At 41.9% G+C, this 19,155-nt stretch carries 16 protein-coding genes; 12 read left to right on the plus strand and 4 right to left on the minus strand.

What is annotated here, in order from left to right:
- The first annotated feature begins 6 nt into the window (after window positions 1-6).
- A complete protein-coding gene (locus ACQY1X_RS23170; protein WP_002739415.1) occupies window positions 7-219 on the plus strand; it encodes a hypothetical protein in 213 nt (70 codons plus the stop codon).
- Between the two features lie 103 nt (window positions 220-322).
- Here the strand turns inward: ACQY1X_RS23170 and hemJ are convergent, their stop codons facing one another.
- Window positions 323-910, minus strand: a complete 588-nt coding sequence (hemJ, locus tag ACQY1X_RS23175) for a protoporphyrinogen oxidase HemJ (protein WP_002739167.1) — start codon at window positions 908-910, stop codon at window positions 323-325.
- Window positions 911-1,201: 291 nt separating this feature from the next.
- Here hemJ and ACQY1X_RS23180 point away from each other — a divergent pair, with 291 nt between their 5' ends.
- Window positions 1,202-2,059 carry an IS5-like element ISMae4 family transposase gene (locus ACQY1X_RS23180; protein ID WP_420065461.1) on the plus strand — a complete coding sequence of 286 codons (858 nt, stop codon included), beginning with the start codon at window positions 1,202-1,204 and terminating at the stop codon, window positions 2,057-2,059.
- Between the two features lie 736 nt (window positions 2,060-2,795).
- On the opposite strand, the gene ACQY1X_RS23185 is transcribed toward ACQY1X_RS23180, so the two are convergent.
- Both ACQY1X_RS23185 and ACQY1X_RS23190 read right to left on the minus strand, forming a co-directional pair.
- Window positions 2,796-3,746, minus strand: a complete 951-nt coding sequence (locus ACQY1X_RS23185) for a hypothetical protein (RefSeq protein ID WP_430015190.1) — start codon at window positions 3,744-3,746, stop codon at window positions 2,796-2,798.
- Between the two features lie 7 nt (window positions 3,747-3,753).
- Entirely contained in the window at window positions 3,754-5,118 is a 1,365-nt protein-coding gene (locus tag ACQY1X_RS23190) for a UDP-N-acetylmuramoyl-tripeptide--D-alanyl-D-alanine ligase (RefSeq protein WP_430013636.1), read from the minus strand.
- Between the two features lie 421 nt (window positions 5,119-5,539).
- Here ACQY1X_RS23190 and purD point away from each other — a divergent pair, with 421 nt between their 5' ends.
- The 4 genes from purD (at window position 5,540) to ACQY1X_RS23210 (ending at window position 10,920) form a co-directional block, all read left to right on the plus strand.
- Window positions 5,540-6,805: a phosphoribosylamine--glycine ligase gene (gene purD / locus ACQY1X_RS23195; RefSeq protein ID WP_430013637.1), complete on the plus strand. Its 1,266-nt coding sequence runs from the start codon at window positions 5,540-5,542 to the stop codon at window positions 6,803-6,805.
- Between the two features lie 196 nt (window positions 6,806-7,001).
- Window positions 7,002-8,228, plus strand: a complete 1,227-nt coding sequence (locus tag ACQY1X_RS23200; protein ID WP_271939482.1) for a glycosyltransferase family 4 protein — start codon at window positions 7,002-7,004, stop codon at window positions 8,226-8,228.
- 178 nt (window positions 8,229-8,406) lie between these two features.
- Window positions 8,407-9,963 carry a CPBP family intramembrane glutamic endopeptidase gene (locus tag ACQY1X_RS23205; RefSeq protein WP_271939480.1) on the plus strand — a complete coding sequence of 519 codons (1,557 nt, stop codon included), beginning with the start codon at window positions 8,407-8,409 and terminating at the stop codon, window positions 9,961-9,963.
- Window positions 9,964-10,209: 246 nt separating this feature from the next.
- Window positions 10,210-10,920, plus strand: coding sequence for a Uma2 family endonuclease (locus ACQY1X_RS23210; protein WP_271939478.1), 711 nt, complete (start codon window positions 10,210-10,212; stop codon window positions 10,918-10,920).
- Window positions 10,921-10,930: 10 nt separating this feature from the next.
- Here ACQY1X_RS23210 and sufR read toward each other — a convergent pair whose 3' ends face one another.
- Window positions 10,931-11,569, minus strand: a complete 639-nt coding sequence (gene sufR, locus ACQY1X_RS23215; RefSeq protein ID WP_016514657.1) for an iron-sulfur cluster biosynthesis transcriptional regulator SufR — start codon at window positions 11,567-11,569, stop codon at window positions 10,931-10,933.
- Between the two features lie 223 nt (window positions 11,570-11,792).
- Between sufR and sufB the strand changes: the two genes are divergently transcribed.
- From sufB to rpsU, 6 genes are all read left to right on the plus strand, one after another.
- The gene (sufB, locus tag ACQY1X_RS23220; RefSeq protein WP_002738588.1) at window positions 11,793-13,235 is read left to right on the plus strand and encodes a Fe-S cluster assembly protein SufB; all 1,443 of its coding nucleotides are present in this window, start codon (window positions 11,793-11,795) and stop codon (window positions 13,233-13,235) included.
- A gap of 87 nt (window positions 13,236-13,322) precedes the next feature.
- A complete protein-coding gene (gene sufC / locus ACQY1X_RS23225) occupies window positions 13,323-14,093 on the plus strand; it encodes a Fe-S cluster assembly ATPase SufC (RefSeq protein ID WP_002795094.1) in 771 nt (256 codons plus the stop codon).
- A 160-nt stretch (window positions 14,094-14,253) separates the two neighbouring features.
- Complete coding sequence (gene sufD / locus ACQY1X_RS23230) at window positions 14,254-15,579, plus strand: Fe-S cluster assembly protein SufD (RefSeq protein WP_430013641.1); 1,326 nt, start codon at window positions 14,254-14,256, stop codon at window positions 15,577-15,579.
- A gap of 55 nt (window positions 15,580-15,634) precedes the next feature.
- The gene (locus ACQY1X_RS23235) at window positions 15,635-16,897 is read left to right on the plus strand and encodes a SufS family cysteine desulfurase (protein WP_430015191.1); all 1,263 of its coding nucleotides are present in this window, start codon (window positions 15,635-15,637) and stop codon (window positions 16,895-16,897) included.
- A 34-nt stretch (window positions 16,898-16,931) separates the two neighbouring features.
- Window positions 16,932-18,437: a pseudouridine synthase gene (locus ACQY1X_RS23240; RefSeq protein ID WP_430015192.1), complete on the plus strand. Its 1,506-nt coding sequence runs from the start codon at window positions 16,932-16,934 to the stop codon at window positions 18,435-18,437.
- 382 nt (window positions 18,438-18,819) lie between these two features.
- Window positions 18,820-19,002 carry a 30S ribosomal protein S21 gene (gene rpsU / locus ACQY1X_RS23245; RefSeq protein WP_002738938.1) on the plus strand — a complete coding sequence of 61 codons (183 nt, stop codon included), beginning with the start codon at window positions 18,820-18,822 and terminating at the stop codon, window positions 19,000-19,002.
- Window positions 19,003-19,155 lie beyond the last annotated feature (153 nt).

Here is a 19,155-nt window from a genome sequence, read left to right on the forward strand (position 1 = left end):
CAAAAATTGTTGTTAGGGTTAGTAGTCGGTCGTCAGGAGATTGTTTTTATTTATAGCGTTTCCTGTTCGCAAGAGGTTTATAATACTAAATCCTGTTTAAAAGGTATAGGATGGTGGGAAGTGGGAGAAACAATCCATAGCTTGGCAGTTCATCACAGTATTATAAATAGTTTTGGTATAAGTTTAAAAATAGCAAAAAGTCAAAAACCTAAAAACTAAAGGTTGCTCCCTATACAATTGGGATGGACTAAAAAGACCATCCCACAGCTATCAAACCAATCTTAACTGTTATCCTAGAAACCTAGGCAATTATTAGGATAATTTACCTGGTCGCTACTTCTTCTTTTTGGGGAGTATTTTGCCGAAGTTTTTCTTGATCTTGGCGACGTTTTTTAGCATAAAGTTGGATTGTCACTGCCATTAATACCACTAAAGCTACAATTAACCAAGTGGTCAAATCGAGGGGTAATTGATTCTTAAATACTGCCAAAAGGACAATAACTACCAATAACAGGGTTGGTGCTTCATTTAAGGCCCGAAATTGCTGTCCCGTCCAATTACATTCCCCTTTTTCTAGCTTTTTCATGATGCGACCACAGTAGAAATGATAGAGCAGTAAAAGAGCCACAAAGGATAATTTAATATGTAACCATCCCGATTTTAAAATTTCTGGTTCTGTGGAGATTAAACCGATCGCCATCGCCACGGTGACAATCATCCCCGGTGTGGTGATGATATTGTAGAGTCGCTTCTCCATGATCTCGTATTGTGCTTTCAGAATAGCTTGTGCGGGTTCCGTTTGTGTTGCTGCCTCCGCATGATAGACAAACAACCGTACTAAATAAAATAGTCCCGCAAACCAAACAACTACCCCAATCAGGTGAAATGCTTTAAACCAATAGTAAGCCATAGTCTATATTGTGATGTGAGTCCCGAATTAATTAGTCTAAGAGTTATCCATGCTTTCCCAGACCATCCCTATACAAAAGTTTAGACGGAAAATGGGGATTGGGGAGCAGGGAGAAGGGAGAGGGGTGTAGGGTGTGGGGTGTGGGGAGCTTTTTCAGTAAACAATAAAAGACCTCTTGCATAATTTTTTTATGGTATAATATAAGGTTTTGCTTTTTTCTCAATTCTTAGATTGAAGTGGAAAAAAGAATAAAATGTGATCTTAGGTCAGGAAATCATCTATAATTTTGCTATGTTTATTAGCAAAATTATGGATTATCAAAACTTATCAGATGAACAATTCAAACGCCGTTTCGGTGTGTACAAACAAACATATAGAAAGATGGTAGAATCAGTAAAAAGTGTTGAAGCCGACTCTAATTCACCATCTAAAAGGGGACCGAAACCTAAACTATCTATAGAAGAACAAGTTTTAGTAACGTTAGAATATTGGCGAGAATATAGAACATATTTTCACATTGGTACAAGCTGGGAACTATCAGAATCAACTATATGTCGGATTGTAAATAAGACGGAAAAAATGCTTTTACAATCGGGAAACTTCCGTTTAAAAGGAAAAAAAGCTTTACTCAATCAAGCAGAGATACCGGTCGTAACGGTAATGGATGTGACGGAAACTCCCATTGAACGCCCCCAAAAGAAACAGAAAGATTTTTTTTCGGGTAAAAGAGGTTATCATACTTTAAAATCCCAATTAGTAGCTGATCAAAATACCGAGGAAATTATCTGTGTCTTTTGTGGGAAAGGTAGAGGTCATGATTTTAGTTTATTTAAAAAAAGTCGAGTTCGTTTTCATCCTTTAACTACCAGCATAGAAGACAGTGGTTATCAGGGAATAGCTGCATACCATAGTAATAGTTATACACCGAAAAAGAAATCGAAAAATAGAAAATTAACAGAGTTAGAAAAAGAGTATAACAAGGCTTTAGCCAAAGAAAGGATTATCATTGAACATATAAATAGGAAACTCAAAATCTTTAAAATCTTATCCTGTAAATATCGGAATCGTCGTCGAAGATATAGTTTAAGAGTTAACTTGTTGGCGGCTATTTATAACTGTGAGTTAGGGATAGGTATAGCAGCTTCTTAAAAGTTGCCTAAAGATTAATCAAGTCAAGGAGAATTTATTCTCAATTTTTATAATTGAGATAGTTTGTGCCGCTTAAATAAAGAGGTTTTGATAACCAAATTAAAGCAGCTCTAAAGAGTTTTGAGTTAAAAGTTAAACTTCAAGTTTTCATTCAGGACGAATGTACTGATTAACTAATTTTTTGGGGAAAATTAGTTAACCCATCATTATAACATATAATTAATTTGCAAGAGTTCTAAACTAAAAACTCACATCTGATAACTGATAACTGTCTCCTAACCCAATGTTGGACAAAGATAAGCAAAAATTATTTATTGACTCCACAAACTTGAGAATATTTAAATTAACATTCCGCAATATTTACAAATTCTTAAAAATTAATTGAGAAAGATTTTTATTTAACAACGATGTTATGCTGGTTACAGCGATTTTACTGAATTTCATAATGGGTTTTTTCTGTGCTTTTTTGGGCAGCAACGGTTGAAACCCTTGCCACACCTAGAAGGTGATCCTAATTAAGACAGGTAAATGAGTCAATTTCACCCATAACGATGATCTTTTTTTTGTGTAGTTTTATTGCAAAAAAAAAGTTTTTTTGACAAAAAGCACAAATTATGCTGCGGTCTAGCGGATTTCTAGCTGCGAGTAATTATGGGAGAGAAGGGAGCAAGGAGAGAAAGTTCGAGCATTTGTACTAAAAATTCTCATAGGCAGTTTAAATTCAGTACAACAAACCCTAATTATCTAAGAGCAAAGGTCGCAGAAAACCGCCATAATTCTCGTCATCCGTACCGATAAAGACTTCTACTTCACCTCTAGGAGATTCTCTGGTAGTCACCGCTTCCACTTTCGAGCCATCGATTTCTGCAATTTTTTGGGGATTAGGGGCAAGAATTAGGCTATTATCGGCTGTAACTTGACCGATACGGTAAACAGCACTTCTAAACACTCCCGCACTATCTGGATCGTAAGCGGAAGCTATGTAGATATTACCTTGCTTATCTACGGCTAAATCGGAGATGGGGCGAATATTTTTACCGCTACCAAAAGGACTCCGAAAAGTTACCGACTGAAATTCCCCGAATTTTAAGGGATTGAACGAGATATCCGTCCAGCGAATCTTTGTACTCTCTTGACTATCGGCCCGTTCTGCGTAGATAAATAGATAACGATCGCCTTGCCGACTAACAGAGATCGCCTCTACATTGTCCACCGCGATCGGCCAATTTATTTGCTCAACTATCTTGACTTGTTGCTGGTTGTATGCTGCTAAAAACAGTCTTTGAAAAGGTTTTTTCTCGCCACTTTCAGCCAACAAAAATAAGTTAGTTTGAGGAATATGAGTAATACTTTCGAGATCGTTACTCAATCCCTCTGGATTTGGCCAATCTACCCTTAAAACCTGCCATAATAGCGGTTTTTCCTGGGTAGGTAGCTGTAAAAGACTCAGCCTTGCTTGAGATGGATCACTTTTTTCGCCCTTATTTTTGGCATCGTGAACCCCTAGAAAAATATCCGCTTCCACCCAAGCTAAACCACTGATATCTGGGAGATAAGTCTCCAGTCGTCTCGATTCTTGAGCAAAAGAGACTTGCACGGCCGAAAAAAAGAAAATTAGCGTTAAAATACCCGAAAAAACTGTTTTTAATCGGCTATTCTTGCTAAAAAATGCTCTATTCTCTAACATCTCTTCCCTAACTCCCAATATCACTGATTAACTTCTCCACCACCCGATTTAAACCGACGGAATGGGAAGCCTTGCATAAAATGCGATCGCCTGAATCAATCACTTCCTTTAAACGATTAATTAAATCTGCGTGAGTTTGAAAACATTCGCAATCGACCCCAGTAGCGGACTCAGCAATAAACTTAGCTTCTGGGTCATCCACCAAGACAAACAAGCGATCTATGCCTAGTTTTTGCACCCTCTCACCGACTTGGCGATGTAATTGCTCCGAAAAAGACCCTAACTCCTTCATCGTGCCTAAAACAGCAAGATGACGCTGACCGGGGGTAGCTTTCAGTAAATCCAAGGCCGCTAACATTGATTCTAGACCGGCGTTATAGGTTTCATCGAGGAGTAGGATATCTGGCTCTAATTGGTAACGTTTAGCCCGACCACTGGGTAAATTAACTTTAATTCCCTGTTGCAAAGAAGTCCAATCGATGCCTAAAATTTTCGCTACAGCCAAGGCTGCCATAAAATTTAAAGCGTGATGACGACCAGATAAAGGTAAGTTAAAATCTAGTCCATTGACTCGTAAAGTAGTTAAATCCAGTAATTCCCCGACTATATCGCCGCCAGAGAAGCCATAGGTAATTTTTTTCCCCTGCCATACCCGTTTAGCTGTTTCCGTAAGTAAAGGGTGATCGTAGTTAAGAACAGCTATACTACTAGAAGGAGACTCGGTCAATAACTCGCATTTGGCCTCTGCGATCGCCGCTTCTGAGCCTAAACGACCGATGTGAGCGGTTCCCACATTAGTAATCACTGCGATGGTCGGTTGGGCGATTTGAGCGAGCAGGGCAATTTCTCCCCGTCCCCGCATTCCCATCTCGATTACAACACTATCGTGAGTTTCATCCAGTTCGAGGAGAGTTTTCGGCACTCCGATCTCATTGTTATAATTAGCCAGGGTTTTGTGTACCTTTCCCTGGGTTGCTAATACGGAAGCGATTAATTCTTTAGTGGTGGTTTTCCCCACCGATCCCGTAATAGCAATCACGGGTATAGTAAATTGATTCCGCCACCAATGGGCTAATTGCTGATAAGTTTCTAGGGTATTCTGGACTAGGAATACAGGAATATTTTTAGAAGAATTTACCGAAACTGGCTGATCAACAATCAAGGCCGCTGCTCCTCTTTCGATAGCCATATCGATAAAATCATGACCATTAAAATTATCACCTTTTAAGGCTAAAAATGCTTGTCCTGACTCAATACTGCGGCTATCGGTATTAATGCCAGATACTAAACTATCGGGACTAAAACTTATGTCAGCTTTATCTTGTAAGGACAATAATTGAGCTAGTTGATTCAGGGATAAATGACAGGGCATAGACAGTAAAAATAATTAGAGTAAATTCCGAATAATCTGAAAGATAGATTGAGGTTTAACGGGGACTTAGATCAGATAAAATCGATTCTTCTTGGCTCTCTCAATCGCACCGTGTGCAATGTAGGGACGCAACGCTTGCGCCCATAATCTAATATTGTGAATATTTTTGACCCCATGTCCGAGAGAGCCAACTCGATGCAGTAGAATGACCCAAAATAGGGACAGCCTAAGAAGGGAGCATCTACTATCTAATCACAATTGACTCCTTTACAGCAGTTATCTGATCACCTCCGTAGGACTAGGGTTATTGCTCAACAGGTGGGGAGCGAGGATTAAAAAGTTAAGTAATCTCAACTTCTAGCCAATGGCACCCCAGAGCTAGGGGATAATTAAACCATCGTCATTTAGGCTGCGTCTATCCGTGAAAATTATCGTTATCGGCAGTGGTGGTCGAGAACACGCTCTAGCTTGGAAACTCCTACAATCGCCTCAAGTAGAACAAGTGTTCTGTATTCCAGGTAATGGGGGAACGGCAATTTTACCTCAATGTGAAAATATCCCCCTAGCAATGGAGGATTTTGCTGAAATTAGCCGTTTTGCCCAGGAAAATAGCGTCGATCTGGTGGTTGTCGGTCCAGAATATCCCCTCTCCCTCGGCATTACCGATTATCTTCTCGCCCAGGAAATTGCCGTTTTTGGCCCCACACAAACCGGGGCCTTAATTGAATCGAGCAAATCCTGGGCAAAAGAATTAATGAGCGAAGCCGGAGTTATCACCGCCACTTCCGAAACCTTTACCGATGCAGAATTAGCAAAAACTTATATCCGAGAGCAAGGAGCGCCAATTGTGGTGAAAGCCGACGGATTAGCCGCAGGAAAAGGGGTAATTGTCGCCGAAACCGTAGATATGGCCCTAGAAGCGATCGATGATCTTTTTACCAGTGGCTTTACTAAAGTCGTGGTGGAAGAATTCCTAGAAGGGGAAGAAGTGTCCATCCTCACCCTCACCGATGGGATCAGTTTTCGTTCCCTGCTACCCGCCCAAGATCACAAGCGCATCGGTGAAGGCGATACCGGCAAAAATACCGGCGGGATGGGAGTTTATGCCCCCGCACCCATAGCCACCGCCGCCATTATCGAAGCGGTAAACCGAGACATCCTCGCCCCCATCGTCGCCACCCTACAAAAACGCGGCATTGACTATCGGGGAGTCCTCTACGCGGGTTTAATGATTTCCCCCGCCGGAGAGCCAAAAGTTCTCGAATTTAACTGTCGTTTTGGCGATCCCGAAACTCAAGCGGTTTTACCCCTACTGGAAACTGCCCTGGCACCGCTGCTGCTGGCTTGCGCTCAACAAAAATTAACTGATTTCCCCTCTTTACAATGGCGATCTGGTAGTGCCGTTTGTGTGGTGGCTGCCTCTGCCGGTTATCCCGACCACTACGAAAAAGGCCAGTTAATCACGGGAATTAAGGCAGCTGAAACCGCAGGGGCGATCGTTTTCCACGCCGGCACGGTTTTAAAACACGGCGATATCTTTACCGATGGCGGCCGGGTTTTGGGTGTCACTGCTATGGGAGCTAATTTTAATCAGGCGATCGAACTTGCCTATCAATCGGTGAACAGGATACACTTTCAGGGCATCTATTATCGTCGCGATATCGGCCACCGGGTAAGGGAAAAATAAGGGTCAGTATTGAGGCAGGGGTAAGGGGGTTTTGAGGATTAATTTATTAGCCAATTGCCCCTTTTTTCCGCCTCTCTGACCGAATGCTCACCTCTTTCTAGGGTAATCCCTAACAAAGGTGCATCTGATTTGTCAAAAAACCAGCAACTATTGATAAAATCATGAAACTGAATCGCCTAACCAAATTGCCATCCCTATGCGAATTTTGCTCTATTCTTATAACTATTATCCTGAACCGATCGGCATTGCTCCCCTAATGACAGAATTGGCGGAGGGATTGGTTAAAAGAGGTCATCAAGTTAGGGTTTTAACCGCCTTTCCTTGGTATCCTAATAGTGAAATCGATCCCGAATACCGAGGAAAAATCTATCTGGAAGAAGAACGAAATGGTGTTAGAATTCAACGTTCCTACGTTTGGTCTCGCCCCCAAAGAAGTCTAAAAAATCGTATTTTATTTGAATTGAGCTTTGTTTTTTTGAGTTTCTTTCAGGCTCTCAAGGGTGAAAAACCTGATCTAATTTTCTTAACTGTCCCCGGATTACCCGTTTGCGTTCCCGCAGCTTTATTGAGTAAATTATATGGGGTGCCGATTATTCTAAATTTACAGGATATTCTGCCCGATGCGGCAGTTCATGTGGGATTATTAACTAATCGGAAAATGATTAAGGTTTTTAGTGGTCTCGAAAAATTTGCCTACAAAACTGCCAGCAAAATCTCGGTTATTGCCGATGGTTTTACCAAAAACCTTCTAACTAAAAATGTGCCGAGTCAGAAAATTATTGAAATTCCTAATTGGGTGGATGTGAGCTTTATTAAACCTCTGCCAAAAAACAATAATTATTTCCGCCAAGAAAATCATCTTGAGGGCAAGTTTATTGTTTTATATTCTGGCAATATTGCCCTAACTCAACCCTTAGAAACTCTGATCGATGCCGCAGTTCACTTAGTTAATATTCCTGAGATTCAAGTGGTAATTGTTGGTAAAAAAGAAGCACTTGATCGCCTAGAAAAGTATCGCCAAGAACAGGGGACCAGTAATGTGCTTTTATTACCCTTTCAACCCCGGGAAAAATTACCAGAAATGTTAGCCGCCGCTGATGTGGGTATGGTGATGCAAAAACATAACGTGATTTCCTTTAATATGCCGTCCAAAATTCAGGTATTATTAGCTAGTGGCCGTGCTATTATTGCTTCTGTTCCCGCCGCTGGAACTGCTGCTAGGGCGATCGAGCGCAGTGGTGGTGGTTTGGTGATTAATCCTGAAGATCCGGAGGCATTAGCTACAGCTATTTTAAAGCTATACAAAAACCCAGATTTAGCAACTATACTAGGAGAAAAAGGACGACAATACGCGGAAGAAAATTATGCCTTTGAAAAGACTTTGGATCAATACGAAAAGCTTTTTTCTCAAGTAATTAGTTAATAATTAGGGTAAGTAGTTATAATTAAATTGAAGATAGCTCCCCCCTTAATCCCCCCTTGATAAGGGTGGTATCTGACAATTTTTAATACCTACCTATAGGGAATAGGGGAATTTCAACTAAAACCCTAAAACCCTAAAACCCCATCAGCTAACCTCTAACTCCCACTTAACTATTTTCATGTTTGATAATTTCTCAAAAAAACTCCCCTGGCAAAGTCTCAAACAAGCGATCGCTTTTGTCTTAACAATTATTGCTTTAACTCCAGTGGTTACGGCTTTAATTTCTAGCGTTAATCAGCCCCAAATCCAATCGAATATTCAACTATATCAAACCAATCTCAACCTACAAGTCACGACTCTCAGCAGCGATGCTGACCCTAATAGCGAGGAATTTGCTAATCTTAAATTAATGCAAACTTCCCTGATCGGTGAAGATCCCTACAGCACTGCCGAGGAACAGTATTTATCAGCCCAGAAAAGTGCCAAAAAAACAATCACCGAACTAAAAAAATCAGCAGTTAATCCCGAACAAAAAAAATCTCTTGAGCGCGAAATCAATTCCTTAAAAGATTTAGAACTGAAATTAAGTCTCATTCAAGCTAGTCAAGGTGACTTGGATTCGGCACGGAAAATCTGGCAAGACATCAAGGAAAAATCAGCATTTGAGAACTATAAACCTGCTGTTTTACAAAATGCGCTGCTGTTAGAGGGATTGTACAGTGAACCCCCCGAAATTGCTGCCGATGCTGAAGCGAGAATCGAGCGCAATTTTCAAGGATGGTTTCGTTATACCATTCTGGAAAAATTATATAGTCTCGAAAATCGTCAAGAGGATTTACTCGCTTTAGAGGAAGAACAGAGTGAAGTGGCGGCTAATGCCTTAATTAAACTAATTTTAGTGGCTTTGTTGCCTCTTATCGGCGGTTTAATCGGTTTTGTGCTGTTGATATTTTTATTAGTGCAGTGGCTGCTCCGTAAACAGCGATCGCTGCTCTTTCTAGATGATAGTCTCGCTTGGCAAACTAAGTGGGGAGGAGAAACCCTCTGGTGGGGAATAATTATCGGTTTCTTTTTCGTCGGACAAATTGTTTTACCAGTAATTTTCGGGATTTTATCGAGTTTCTTGAGTCTCAATCCCGAACAATTTAACCTAGAAGCTAAAGCAATATACGTTGTAGTTAGTTATTTAGCCTTAACATTGAGCAGTTTATCGGTTTTATACCTAGCGATCAAGCCTTTTCGCCCTTTACCTCCCGATTGGTTTCGTTTTAAACTCTTTAGTCCTTGGCTTCTCTGGGGGTTAGCCGGCTATTTCGTCGCTTTACCCCTGGTTATTATCGTTTCTTTGCTCAATCAACTAATTTGGCAAGGACAAGGAGGCAGTAACCCGCTGCTGACTTTAGCCCTAGAATCCCAGAATACCTTCGCTTTAATCTGTTTTGGCTTTACTGCTTCCCTTGCCGCTCCTTTTTTCGAGGAAATTGTCTTTCGCGGCTTTTTACTAGCTTCTTTGACTCGTTATCTGCCTGTTTGGGGTGCAATTGCGCTTAGTAGTTTGATTTTCGCCCTTGCTCACCAAAATTTGTCAGAAGTGCTGCCTTTAACCGTACTAGGTTGTGTTCTTGGCTTTGTTTACACCCGCTCGAAAAATTTATTATCCTCGATGTTGGTTCATAGTCTCTGGAATGGTGGCACCCTGTTAAGTTTATTTTTATTGGGCAGCGGTGCGGGTTAGGTGAGGTCAAAAGTCTCTGGTTTTCGGGGTAGTCTAGGGATAATATCCAATACACTTGTACTTTATCTTGATGAGAGAAGGCTGTAATTTATAATTAAATATCAACCTAAGTGGGTGGGTGGAATTAAATATAAGATGAACGTAGGTTGGGTTGAAGCATGAAACCCAACGCCTGATTATGTTACGCTACCGCTAACCCATCCTACAAATAATTGTGCCTCCCTACTTATCTCTGTTGGACAAACCATGACTATCGCTCAAAGCTTACCCCTAGTGGAGTCTCATGTAAACCCCGAGATAATCTTCCCAGAAGGCGAATTTTGGAGTGATGAACCACCCTTGGAAAGTAACCTACATCTACAACAAATTATTTTATTAATTCAGTGTTTAGAATGGTGGTGGCGCGAGCGAGAAGATTATTTTGCCGCCGGCAATTTAACCATTTATTACAGTCCCAACCAGAAAAAGTCAGAATTCTGCCGTGGTCCCGATTTTTTCGTGGTTTTGGGGACAAATCCCAATCCTAACCGCAGAAGTTGGGTAATTTGGCGAGAAGAGGGTAAATATCCCAATTTAATTATCGAAATTCTTTCCGATAGTAGCGCCAAAGTTGACCGAGAGGAGAAAAAACAAATTTATCAAGATATATTTCGCACTCCCGATTATTTTTGGTTTGACCCAGAAAGCCGAGAATTTCAAGGATTTACCCTAATTAGCGGTCAATATCAACCGATTACCCCCAATCCCCAGGGACGGCTCTGGAGTCAACAATTAGGCTTATATTTGGGTTTATCTGCCAATAAATTGCGCTATTTTACCCCCGAAGGGGAATTAGTACCCACTCCCGCAGAAGCGGCACAACAGGCAGAAACCCAAGTTGAACAGGAAAGGCAGAAATCCGCAAAATTAGCGGCTAAACTGCGGGAATTGGGCATAAATCCCGATGAAAATCTCTAATCTTTCTCTGTCATCCCTTGCACTTAATTAGATAACCACATCGTTGCTCACCTTGATTGATCCAGTGAGTCCGTTCGATCGTACAATCGGGAAGCAGCATGGCAAACATTTCTAATTCATGGCCACAGATACTGGGATAGGAACCGGCGACCTCAGCAATAGCGCAATGATGCTCGGCCAGGATATAACTATTTTCTGCTTCCAGTGCCACTAATTCTGCCATATAACCCTCCTCTTGGCGAATTTCCAGCAATTTTCTCATTCTTTCCCCTAAAGAACCCTTGCCGAGGCGCAATTGATATTCTGCCGCTTTGCGTTGCCACTGTTTTTTGAGAATTTCCCCCACCTGTTGCTCTCCCACCGTCTCCACGAGAGTATTGAGGAAAGAAACAGCGAAATTATCGTAATTATGGGGAAAACGGCCACGACCTTGACGACTGAGACGATAAATATGCTGGGGTCGTCCTATCTTATTTTGTACCGCAAAATATTCGATCAGTCCTTCCCCCTCCAAATCCTTAAGATGGCGTCGCGTCGCTTGCGGACTAATGCTTAACTCCTCGGCCAAGTCTTGGGCAGTAGATTGACCGTTTTTGAGCAAATATTGTAGAATATCGTCTTTCGTCGAGGCGGGTTGAGTCGTGGTCATGATACCAAAAACAGAGGCTTTAGCGTACAATTGCTGAGGGTCAAGGAGCGGCCAATTACCCCTACAGAGTAACTTGAATAACAGAGGTTTATCAGCATCCTCTCAAATTTTCCGTGACTTTGACAACAGCTTTGTTGTTAATCTATTATATAATCAAGTTAAACAACAGGAAAGTTGTTTAACTGCCTCCCCTGCCTACCGCGTAGAGAGAACACTAACCCCCATGAGTGCAACCACCGTTAAAAACCTCGTTAACCAACCCTACAAGTACGGTTTCATCACCGATATCGAATCGGAAACCATCCCTCGCGGTTTGAATGAGGAGATTATTCGCCTAATTTCGGCGAAAAAGAAGGAACCGGAATTCATGCTCGATTTTCGTCTCCGGGCCTACCATCAATGGCAAAAGATGACCGAACCCAGTTGGCCGCACGTTTCCTATCCTGCCATTGATTATCAAAATATTATCTACTACTCTGCACCCAAACAGAAAAAAGCAAAACTCAACAGTCTTGAAGAAGTTGACCCCACTTTAATCGAAACCTTTGAAAAATTAGGCATTCCCCTTTCGGAACAAAAACGCCTTTCTAACGTCGCTGTCGATGCTATCTTTGATAGCGTTTCTATCGCCACAACTTTTAAAGAAAAACTAGCAGAACAGGGGGTTATTTTCTGTTCTATTTCGGAAGCTTTACAGGAACATCCCGACTTGGTGCAGAAATATCTCGGTACTGTGGTTCCCGTGGGTGATAATTATTTTGCCGCTCTTAATTCTGCCGTTTTTAGCGATGGTTCCTTTGTTTTTATCCCCAAAGGTGTCGTCTGTCCGATGGAATTGTCCACCTATTTTCGGATTAATAACGGTGAGACAGGACAATTTGAAAGAACTTTAATTGTCGCTGAAGAAGGGGCATCGGTAAGTTATTTAGAGGGTTGCACCGCTCCGATGTACGATAGTAATCAACTTCATGCCGCCGTCGTGGAATTAGTCGCCCTCGATAATGCGGATATTAAATATTCGACCGTACAAAATTGGTACGCTGGCGATGCCAATGGTAAGGGAGGTATTTACAATTTCGTCACTAAACGGGGTCTGTGTAAAGGAGTTAATTCTAAAATTTCTTGGACGCAGGTGGAAACCGGTTCAGCAATTACTTGGAAGTATCCCAGTTGTGTCTTAGTCGGCGATAATTCCGTCGGGGAATTCTACTCAATTGCCCTAACTAATAACAAACAACAGGCCGATACAGGTACGAAAATGATTCACATTGGCCGGAACACCAAGAGTACCATTATTTCTAAGGGAATTTCTGCGGGTAACTCCCAAAATAGTTATCGCGGTTTAGTGAAAATGGGACCGAAAGCCAAGGGAGCAAGAAATTACTCCCAGTGTGATTCTATGCTGATTGGAGATAATGCCGAAGCTAACACTTTTCCCTATATTCAGGTGGATAACAACAGTGCTAAAGTAGAACACGAAGCTTCTACTTCTAAAATCGGTGAAGACCAATTATTCTACTTCGCACAACGGGGCATTTCCGAAGAAGATGCTGTCTCTATGTTAGTCAGTGGTTTCTGTAAGGATGTCCTCAGTAAATTACCGATGGAATTCGCCGCCGAAGCTGATAAACTCCTCAGTCTCAAGCTCGAAGGAACCGTCGGATAACAGTTATCAGTTATCAGTTATCAGTTATCAGTGTTCGCTGAAATATAATTAGTCTCTAGAAATATTTGCAGTTGCCAACAAAAAAACATGAGTGAAGTAATTTTATCGGTAAAAAATCTGACCGCTAGTATTGATGGAAATCAGATTCTTAAAGGAGTTAACCTCGAAATTAAAGCGGGTGAAACCCACGCAATTATGGGACGCAATGGCTCAGGAAAAAGCACCTTTTCCAAAGTAATTGCCGGACATCCCGATTATGAAGTAACTGGGGGAGAAATAATTTATAAAGGTGAAAACCTTTTAGACAAAGAACCCGATGAACGAGCGCTTATGGGTATCTTTCTCGCTTTCCAATATCCCTTAGAAATCCCCGGCGTTAGTAACCTTGATTTTCTTCGCGTTGCCTATAATGCCCGACAAAAATATTTAGGTTCGGAAGAATTAGATAGTTTTGACTTTGAGGAATTAGTCGAGAAAAAACTAGAAGTTGTCCAGATGAATCCTAGCTTTCTTGGCAGAAGTTTAAACGAAGGTTTCTCCGGTGGTGAGAAAAAACGTAATGAAATCCTACAAATGGCTTTATTAGAACCTACTTTAGGAATTCTCGATGAAATTGACTCCGGTTTAGACATCGATGCTTTGCGAATTGTTGCCCAGGGAGTCAATCACTTAGCTACTCCCGATAACGCTTTTTTACTTATCACTCACTATCAGCGTCTGCTCAACTACATTGAACCCGATGTTATTCATGTTATGTACGATGGGCGCATTGTCACCAGTGGCGGTAAAGAATTAGCCCTCGAATTAGAAAGAACTGGCTACGATTTCCTCGATGAACAAGTATTAGCCGTTAAATAATCTAGTTATCAGTTATCAGTTATCAGTAGTCAGTCCCGATGAAAAAATTTTCACCACCAGAGATGAAAGAGGTTTCCTTCCCCACACCCTACACCCCACACCCTACACCCTACACCCCACACCCTACACCCCACACCCCACACCCCACCCCCTCTTACCAATGACAGCCATAATCACGAAACCTGAACAATCAGGAGAATTATTGTTAAAATTGTCGCGAGAAACGGTTCCCACTATCGATAACGGTAAAATTCTCGAATTAAGAGAATCGGGAGCCAGTAAAGCTCACGAATTAGCCATCCCTGGCAGAAAAGACGAAGAATGGCAATTCACCGATTTAAGTCAACTCTGGGCGATCGATTTTCGCGCTCCCCAAACCGTTACAATCGATAAAAATGCTCTGGCTGTTTTTTTACTGCCCGAAGCCAAAAACAGCCGTATAGTCTTCGTTAACGGCATTTATCAGCCTGAATTGTCCGATATCTCCGCTTTACCCCCCGGTGTCAGCGTCAGCAATCTCGCCAATGCACAAAAAGATGTTCTTGTCAACTATCTAGGGAAAGAAAAAACCCCCGAATTTTTTACCGCACTCAACCAAGCTGGACTAAGCGATGGGGCAGTAATTCACGTCACCGCTAACACCGTCGTCACAACCCCGATACATCTCCTATTTATCACCGTTGTGGAGGAAATTCCCCGCTTTTATCAGCCCCATAGCCTCATCGTGGCTGAAACGGGAGCTAGTGTCAATATTATTGAGAACTACGGAGCTTTAGCCGAACATTGCTCCGATTTACCTGTAAATTACTCTTATTTCACCAACGCTGTCACGGAAATTTACCTCGAAGCCAACGCCGAGGTTATCCATACCAGAGTACAACGGGAATCGGGAGATGGTTTTCACATCGGACGCACGATAATTGAACAAGGGCGCGATAGCCGTTACACTCTCAACGAGATAAATCTAGGAGCTAAACTCTGCCGTCATAACCTCGATATCCTGCAAAAAGGCGAACAAACCGAGACAAATCTGCACGGATTAGCCATGATTACCGGACAACAAACCGCCGATACCCACAGCGCCATCTATCTCAACCATCCCCACGGTATCAGCAACCAACTGCATAAATGTATCGTTGATGGTAGCGCTCACGCCATCTTTAATGGTAAAGTGTTTGTTCCCAAACCTGCCCAATTAACCAACGCCTCCCAGTTAAATCGGAATTTGTTAATTTCTAACAAGGCACGAGTCAACACCAAACCGGAATTACAAATTACCGCCGATAACGTCAAATGTTCCCACGGGGCAACCATTAGCCAACTGGAAGCCGATGATTTATTCTATCTGCAAAGCCGGGGCTTAAGCGCCGACACCGCCCGCAGTTTGTTAATTGATGCTTTCTCGGCCGAGATTTTAGCTAAAATTCCTCTAGAATCCCTCCGCCAAAGATTGGGGCAATGTGTCGCCTGTCGCAGTGTGGAATAACTCTGCCGGGGTGGGTGTCAACCTGCCCAAAGTACCCCTCTGACTCCTGACTAAAATGACAATTATCCAAGAAAAAACCCTCGCCCAAAAAGTCCGCGCCGATTTCCCTATCCTCCATCAAACCGTACACGATAAACCTCTTATCTATCTCGATAGTGCCGCCACTTCCCAAAAACCCATTCAAGTATTAGAAACCCTGCGAAACTATTACGAAAAAGATAACGCTAATGTGCATCGGGGGGCGCATACTTTAAGTGTCCGGGCAACGGAAGCCTACGAAGGAGCCAGAGATAAGGTGGCTAGGTTTATTAATGCCGCTTATCGTCAGGAAATTGTCTATACTCGCAACGCCACGGAAGCGATTAATTTAGTCGCCTACAGTTGGGCATTAAATACCCTGAAAGCAGGGGATGAAATTATTCTCTCGGTGATGGAACACCACAGTAATTTAATCCCCTGGCAAATTGTTTGCCAAAAAACGGGGGCGGTGATTAAATATGTGCAATTAACCAGCGACGAAAGCTTTGATTTAGAACAATATAAATCCTTGTTATCTGAGAAAACTAAATTAGTGGCTGTCCTCCATGTTTCCAATACATTAGGCTGTATTAATCCCGTTGCCGAAATAGTCAGCCTTGCCCATCAAGTCGGGGCGAAAGTATTAATTGATGCCTGTCAAAGTGTCCCCCATTTAGCCATTGATGTGCAGTCCATAGATTGTGATTGGTTGGTGGCTAGTGGTCATAAAATGTGCGCCCCCACCGGTATTGGATTTTTGTACGGCAAAGAGGCGATTTTAGAGGCAATGCCGCCCTTTTTTGGTGGTGGCGAAATGATTTCGGAAGTCTATTTAGACCATTTTACCTGTGCCGAACTGCCCCACAAATTTGAAGCTGGAACCCCCGCTATTGGCGAAGCGATTGCTCTCGGTGCTGCGGTAGAATATTTAATGGGTTTAGGGATGGATAATATTCATGCCTACGAAGAAGAGTTAACCGCCTGTTTGTTCAAAAAATTAGGAGAAATTGAGGGTTTAAGAATTTACGGGCCATCACCTAGTTTAACGGGCCAAGGTCGGGCTAGTTTAGCCGCCTTTAATGTGGAAGGGATTCATGCTAGTGATTTAGCTACTTTATTAGACCACGAAGGAATCGCTATTCGTTCCGGTCATCACTGTACCCAACCTCTACACCGCCTTTTTGATGCTTCCGGCAGCGCGCGGGCAAGTCTATATTTTTATAATACCCGCGAAGAAATTGATAGCTTTATTGTCGCTTTACAGGAAACTATCGATTTCTTTGCCAATTGTTTTTCTTAGGGGTATCTCTGGCCCCTTTTCCTGTTCTTAAAGAGTGAAGGAAGTTACTTATTATTATCAAGGAATTTGTCCCGAAACGGGCGAGTTATTGCGCTTGCCCCGCACTCTTTTGGCTGAAAAAATTGCCCAAGATTTGATGACAACTATCACCAATCCTGAAGGCAAAATGTATGGCATTTTGTTAGGAGAAAATGCCGCTGGCGAAATAGAAATTTTAAAAGCTTTTTCTGGACAGGGAGAAGCCACCGGCTGGGTTCCGTCCCTAGTGGGGAGAGAAAAAATTGTGCTGGAAGAAAAGCGAGTTTTGCAACTTTTAGAAACAATTAAACAGGAAATTATTACCCTACAATCAATTCCCGAACATAATTTATATCGACTCAATCAAGCAAATTTTGAGCGCAAAATACAAGCTTTACAGCAACAACATCAAAACCATAAACAGGAACGAGATAGGTTAAGAAATTTAGGAGATTTAAACCCAGAAGAATTAGAAAAATTAAATAATATCAGTCGTCAGGAAAAAAGAGCAAGAAAGCAATTAAAACAGGAACAAAAACAAGTTTTAGAACCCTTAATTGAGAAAATAAACTTAGCCAATCAGAGAATTATTGAACTTAAGCAACAGCGTAGAAACCTCTCCAAACAGTTACAGGAATTGCTGTATCAATCCTACTGTTTAAATAATTTTTCTGGACAATCTCTCTCCTTAGCTAAATTGATGGGCAGTAATTTGTTACCGACAGGAACAGGGGAATGTTGCGCCCCAAAATTATTAAATTATGCCGCTATGAAAGGATTAAAACCCATCGCTATGGCCGAATTTTGGTGGGGAGAATCGAATCGAGATAGAAAACAGGGAGAATTTTATGGCGCTTGTCAAGAAAGATGTCAACCTCTCATGGGTTTTTTACTCTCTGGTTTACGTTCATCTCTAGAAATTATCTACGAAGACGAGGGAATAATTGCTATTAATAAACCCCCAGGATTATTATCGGTAGCAGGACGTTATCAAGATAGTCAAGATGCTGTGGTTAATCGGTTTCGTCGTCAGGGAAAAAATGTCATTCCCGTTCATCGTTTAGACCGAGAAACTTCTGGTATATTATTACTAGCTAAAAGTTTAGATATTTATCGTTGTTTATCCCAACAATTTCAACGGCGAGAAGTGGAGAAAATCTACGAAGCTATATTGTCAGAAATTGTTGAGCAAGAATCGGGTATAATTGACCTACCTCTCTGGGGAAATCCGCAAAATCGACCCTATCAAACTGTGGACTGGCAAAGGGGAAAACCTAGTCAAACCTATTTTAAAGTTATCGGTAAAGAAGGCAATTATTCTCGCCTCGAATTTATTCCCTACACGGGAAGAACCCATCAAATTCGTGTTCATAGTCAAGCGGGATTAGGGATAGGAATTTTAGGCGATCGCTTGTATAATGGTAAGCAGTCCGACCGTTTGTACCTACACGCTAAACAATTATCTTTTCGTCATCCTCAGACCGAAAATAAACTTGATCTGATCATTCCCACTCCCTTTTGAGAGCTATAAAATCTCAACTTCTTGCGGAGCCAAAAATTTGCTGGCTCTCTTCGGTTTGGTGGGTAAAATGTATTCTAAGATGCAGTTATCCTGGCGAGCGAGTCGAACAAACCACAAAGACACAAAGGACACAAAGATCGCTCTCTCCTATATAAGTTAAACTGATCACACAAAGAATAAGAGAGCCATTTGCTGGCATTGACAATTATGAACTTGCTTTAGGCTATCATCAGGTGGCTGAATAAGACTTTTGCAGGATATCTCTTAAGATGCCTTCGCCCTAATTAAAGGCGGCCTTGATCGCTTTTTACGCTAGATTGTGCTACAATGAGAAGTTGGCATTTTTTAGGCAGAGAGCAGTTACAGGAGGTGAATTAGGTTAATGACCCAAGTGGTAGTTGGTCAGAACGAGGCGATCGAATCAGCCCTACGTCGTTTTAAGCGACAGGTAGCGAAAGCGGGAATTTATGCGGATATCAAAAAGCATCAATTTTTTGAAACCCCTCAAGAAAAGAGAAAGCGTAAAGCAGTAGCCCGAAGACGACAAAGAACCCGTCGTCGTTAAAATTCCGCCAGTCAGAAGCTGAACAAAGGCTTCTGGCTGTCTTTTATTTTCATCGGGTTTTGGGGGTTGGGAAACAGATTAGGGAGTAGGGGAGTAGGGATAAAACAACTGATGGCTGTCTCTTGCCAGAGTGCCTATCTCTACTGGGAAATT

Origin of the sequence: Microcystis protocystis FBCC-A270 (assembly GCF_050500235.1) — a bacterium.
GTDB lineage: Bacteria > Cyanobacteriota > Cyanobacteriia > Cyanobacteriales > Microcystaceae > Microcystis > Microcystis ichthyoblabe_A.

What these genes read in the sequence shown, in the direction of transcription:
- hemJ (WP_002739167.1), bottom strand. Translation starts at nt 910, where the DNA reads ATGGCTTACTATTGGTTTAAAGCATTTCACCTGATTGGGGTAGTTGTT.
- ACQY1X_RS23180 (WP_420065461.1), top strand. Translation starts at nt 1,202, where the DNA reads ATGTTTATTAGCAAAATTATGGATTATCAAAACTTATCAGATGAACAA.
- ACQY1X_RS23185 (WP_430015190.1), bottom strand. Translation starts at nt 3,746, where the DNA reads ATGTTAGAGAATAGAGCATTTTTTAGCAAGAATAGCCGATTAAAAACA.
- ACQY1X_RS23190 (WP_430013636.1), bottom strand. Translation starts at nt 5,118, where the DNA reads ATGCCCTGTCATTTATCCCTGAATCAACTAGCTCAATTATTGTCCTTA.
- ACQY1X_RS23200 (WP_271939482.1), top strand. Translation starts at nt 7,002, where the DNA reads ATGCGAATTTTGCTCTATTCTTATAACTATTATCCTGAACCGATCGGC.
- ACQY1X_RS23205 (WP_271939480.1), top strand. Translation starts at nt 8,407, where the DNA reads ATGTTTGATAATTTCTCAAAAAAACTCCCCTGGCAAAGTCTCAAACAA.
- ACQY1X_RS23210 (WP_271939478.1), top strand. Translation starts at nt 10,210, where the DNA reads ATGACTATCGCTCAAAGCTTACCCCTAGTGGAGTCTCATGTAAACCCC.
- sufR (WP_016514657.1), bottom strand. Translation starts at nt 11,569, where the DNA reads ATGACCACGACTCAACCCGCCTCGACGAAAGACGATATTCTACAATAT.
- sufB (WP_002738588.1), top strand. Translation starts at nt 11,793, where the DNA reads ATGAGTGCAACCACCGTTAAAAACCTCGTTAACCAACCCTACAAGTAC.
- sufC (WP_002795094.1), top strand. Translation starts at nt 13,323, where the DNA reads ATGAGTGAAGTAATTTTATCGGTAAAAAATCTGACCGCTAGTATTGAT.
- sufD (WP_430013641.1), top strand. Translation starts at nt 14,254, where the DNA reads ATGACAGCCATAATCACGAAACCTGAACAATCAGGAGAATTATTGTTA.
- ACQY1X_RS23235 (WP_430015191.1), top strand. Translation starts at nt 15,635, where the DNA reads ATGACAATTATCCAAGAAAAAACCCTCGCCCAAAAAGTCCGCGCCGAT.
- rpsU (WP_002738938.1), top strand. Translation starts at nt 18,820, where the DNA reads ATGACCCAAGTGGTAGTTGGTCAGAACGAGGCGATCGAATCAGCCCTA.